This window comes from Geobacillus jurassicus NBRC 107829 (assembly GCF_001544315.1).
GTDB classification, from domain to species: domain Bacteria; phylum Bacillota; class Bacilli; order Bacillales; family Anoxybacillaceae; genus Geobacillus; species Geobacillus jurassicus.
Genome location: NZ_BCQG01000100.1, coordinates 1 through 3,611, shown reverse-complemented (window position 1 = coordinate 3,611; position 3,611 = coordinate 1). Strand labels below are relative to the sequence as shown.

Genomic DNA, 3,611 nt, shown 5'->3' with positions numbered 1-3,611 from the left:
CCAAACGTTCGTCAAATTTTACAAATCCAGCTGTCGTACTATACAATAAACGAATAGAAGCGAGAGATGGAGGTGTTCGGCGTGAACGGAAAGAAAAAGGAGACGGTCGTTCCGCTTTTGCCGCTGCGAGGGCTGCTCGTGTTTCCGACGATGGTGCTCCATTTGGATGTCGGGCGCGAGAAATCGGTCAAAGCGCTCGAACAAGCCATGGTCGAGGATCATATGATTTTGCTGACGTCGCAAAAAGACGTCGCCATCGACGAGCCGGACATGGACGACTTATATAAAATGGGAACGATCGCGCGCGTCAAGCAGCTGCTGAAGCTCCCAAACGGCACGTTCCGCGTGCTTGTCGAAGGCGTCGCCCGGGCGCTCATCACGGAAGTGGTCAGCGAGGAGCCGTATTTTCTCGTCAAAGTCGAGAAGTTTGTCGATCGGGCGGCGAAAGATTTGGAAGATGAGGCGCTCAAGCGGACGATGCTTGAATACTTCGAGCAGTACATAAACTTGTCAAAACGGCTGTCGGTTGACATTTACGCCTCGATTGTTGACATCGATGAGCCGGGGCGAATGGCAGACATCATCGTTTCGCACCTGCCGCTCAAACTCGAGGAAAAGCAGCGCATTTTGGAAACGATCGACGTCAAAGAGCGCCTCAATAAAATCATCCAAATTTTGCACAATGAAAAAGAAGTGCTTCAGCTTGAGAAAAAGATCAGCGCCCGCGTCAAGCAGTCGATGGAGCGGACGCAAAAAGAATACTATTTGCGTGAACAGATGAAGGCGATCCAAAAAGAGCTCGGCGAAAAAGAAGGAAAAATGGGCGAAGTCGAGGAGCTGAAAGAAAAAATCGAGGCGGCCGGCATGCCGGAGCATGTGAAACAAACGGCATTGAAGGAGCTTGACCGCTATGAAAAAATTCCGGCGACCTCAGCGGAAAGCGCGGTCATCCGCAACTACCTTGATTGGCTCATCGCCTTGCCGTGGTCGAAGGAAACGGAAGACATCCACGACATTAAACGGGCGGAAGCGATTTTAAACGAGGAGCATTACGGGCTCGATAAAGTGAAAGAACGGGTGCTTGAATTTTTATCTGTCAAGCAGCTGACGAAATCGTTAAAAGGTCCGATTCTTTGCCTCGCCGGACCGCCGGGGGTCGGCAAAACGTCGCTCGCCCGTTCGATCGCCAAAGCGCTCGGCCGCCGCTTTGTCCGCGTCTCGCTCGGCGGCGTCCGCGATGAATCGGAAATCCGCGGCCATCGCCGCACGTATGTCGGCGCGATGCCGGGGCGCATTATTCAAGGGATGAAAAAAGCAGGCACGATCAACCCGGTCTTTTTGCTCGATGAAATTGACAAAATGTCAAGCGACTTCCGCGGCGACCCATCGGCCGCCATGCTCGAGGTGCTCGATCCTGAACAAAACCATACGTTCAGCGACCATTACATTGAAGAGCCGTACGATCTATCAAAAGTCATGTTTATCGCCACGGCCAACCATTTGGCGGCGATTCCGCAGCCGCTTTTGGATCGGATGGAAGTGATCCACATACCAGGCTACACGGAAGTGGAGAAGCTGCATATCGCCAAGCGGCACTTGCTGCCGAAACAAGTGACGGAACATGGATTGAAAAAAGCGGCGCTCCAAGTCCGCGACGACGCGATGCTCGATATCATCCGCCATTATACGCGCGAAGCCGGGGTGCGGGAGCTTGAGCGGCAGCTCGCCTCCATCTGCCGGAAAGCGGCCCGCCTCATCGTTTCCGGAGAGAAAAAGCGGGTTGTGATCACGAAAAACAATCTTGAGGAATTTTTAGGGAAGCGAAAATACCGCTACGGCCAAGCGGAGGCGGAAGACCAAGTCGGCGTGGCGACCGGGCTGGCGTATACGGCGTTTGGCGGCGATACGCTCGCGATCGAAGTGTCGCTTGCTAAAGGCAGTGGGAAGCTTGTGTTGACCGGCAAGCTTGGCGATGTGATGAAAGAATCGGCGCAAGCGGCGTTCAGCTATGTGCGGTCGCGCGCTGAGGAGCTCGGAATTGATCCGAAATTCCACGAGAAATATGACATTCACATTCACGTTCCGGAAGGCGCAGTGCCAAAAGACGGGCCGTCGGCCGGGATTACGATCGCGACCGCGCTCATTTCCGCCTTGACGGGCAAGCCGGTCAGCCGCTTCGTTGGCATGACCGGGGAAATTACGCTGCGCGGCCGCGTCCTTCCGATCGGCGGGCTGAAAGAGAAAACGTTAAGCGCCCACCGCGCCGGATTGAAAACGGTCATTTTGCCGAAAGACAATGAAAAAGATTTGGCCGACATTCCGGAAACGGTGAAGCGCGACTTGCGCTTTGTGCTCGTTGCTCATCTCGATGAGGTGCTGCCGCATGCGCTGGTGGGGTGGAAGCGATGAATGTGACGAAAGCGGAGCACGCAATCAGCGCCGTCAAGCCGGAACAATATCCGGCCGGCGGACGGCCGGAAGTGGCGCTCGCCGGCCGCTCGAACGTCGGCAAATCATCGTTCATCAACAAAATGATCAACCGGAAAAACTTGGCGCGCACTTCCTCAAAGCCAGGCAAAACGCAGACGTTGAACTTTTATTTGATCAACGATTCGTTTTACTTCGTCGATGTTCCCGGCTACGGCTTTGCTCGCGTCTCGAAGCAGGAGCGGCAAAAGTGGGGGAAAATGATGGAGACGTACTTTACGACGCGCGAGGAGCTCAAGGCGGTGGTCCTGCTTGTTGACTTGCGCCATCCGCCGACGAAAGACGATGTGATGATGTACGAGTTTTTGAAACATTATGAGATTCCGGTGATCGTCATCGCGACGAAGGCGGATAAAGTGCCGCGCGGCAAGCATCAAAAACACGCGAAAATCGCGCGCGAGACGCTGCGGATGGCTGACGGCGACCCGCTCATTTTGTTTTCCGCCGAGACCGGGCAAGGAAAAGACGAAGCATGGGCGGCGCTTTTGCCGTTTGTGGCCTCATGATGAAAACACCAGCGATTCGGCTGGTGTTTTCACTTCCAAGGCTATTTTCGCCTAGCCCATAATAGATAGATGCCGATGGCGACGAGCCCGAGCGGCCAAAACTTCCAGACAGAGGAAAGGCCGGCTTGGACGAGATGAAAGAATGGCTGGCCGCGGCCGGAGAACGTCAGCACGACAGCGAGAAGCAAAAAAAGCACGCCAAAGCCGGCCCCGCCTTTTTGCTTGCGGCTGCTGGCGAAAAAAGCGAGCGCGATGAGGAAAAAAAACATGTTCACGCCGCGGGGCCAGAACGAAAAAGCCCCTGCAAGCAACAACTGGGCGCCAAAGCCAAGCAAAAGAAAGCCGGGGAAAAGGGAAGCATATTCGCGCGCTGAATGCGCCTGGCCGAGCAGGGCGGCGCCGCAAATGGCAAGCAAGGCCGGCCACCCTTGGAAGAAACGCAAAAATGGAGCTTCCAGCTGTCCAGCGAGAAAATACAGCCCGAGGCCGATGAACAAGATGCCGGAGAATACGGCTCGGTTTTTCATCGTCGCGTCCCCCGTTTCCCATTTAGACATGTTTGTGGTAGAATGGTCACTGTCTACAGTTTAGCATAGCTTTGGAGGCATGTTCACAATG

3 protein-coding genes are annotated in these 3,611 nt (G+C 54.8%); 2 read left to right on the top strand and 1 reads right to left on the bottom strand.

All coding sequences use genetic code 11. The features are described 5' to 3' along the window. The first annotated feature begins 66 nt into the window (after nt 1–66). Together lon and yihA are read left to right on the top strand one after the other, a co-directional pair. Nucleotides 67–2,409, top strand: coding sequence for an endopeptidase La (gene lon, locus GJ1_RS17130; protein ID WP_066235070.1), 2,343 nt, complete (start codon nt 67–69; stop codon nt 2,407–2,409). Beyond that, entirely contained in the window at nt 2,406–2,993 is a 588-nt protein-coding gene (yihA, locus tag GJ1_RS17125; protein WP_066235068.1) for a ribosome biogenesis GTP-binding protein YihA/YsxC, read from the top strand. The genes lon and yihA overlap by 4 nt, the downstream gene beginning before the upstream one ends. A gap of 41 nt (nt 2,994–3,034) precedes the next feature. Here yihA and GJ1_RS17120 read toward each other — a convergent pair whose 3' ends face one another. Then, nucleotides 3,035–3,520: a LiaI-LiaF-like domain-containing protein gene (locus GJ1_RS17120; RefSeq protein ID WP_066235066.1), complete on the bottom strand. Its 486-nt coding sequence runs from the start codon at nt 3,518–3,520 to the stop codon at nt 3,035–3,037. Between the last annotated feature and the right edge of the window lie 91 nt (nt 3,521–3,611).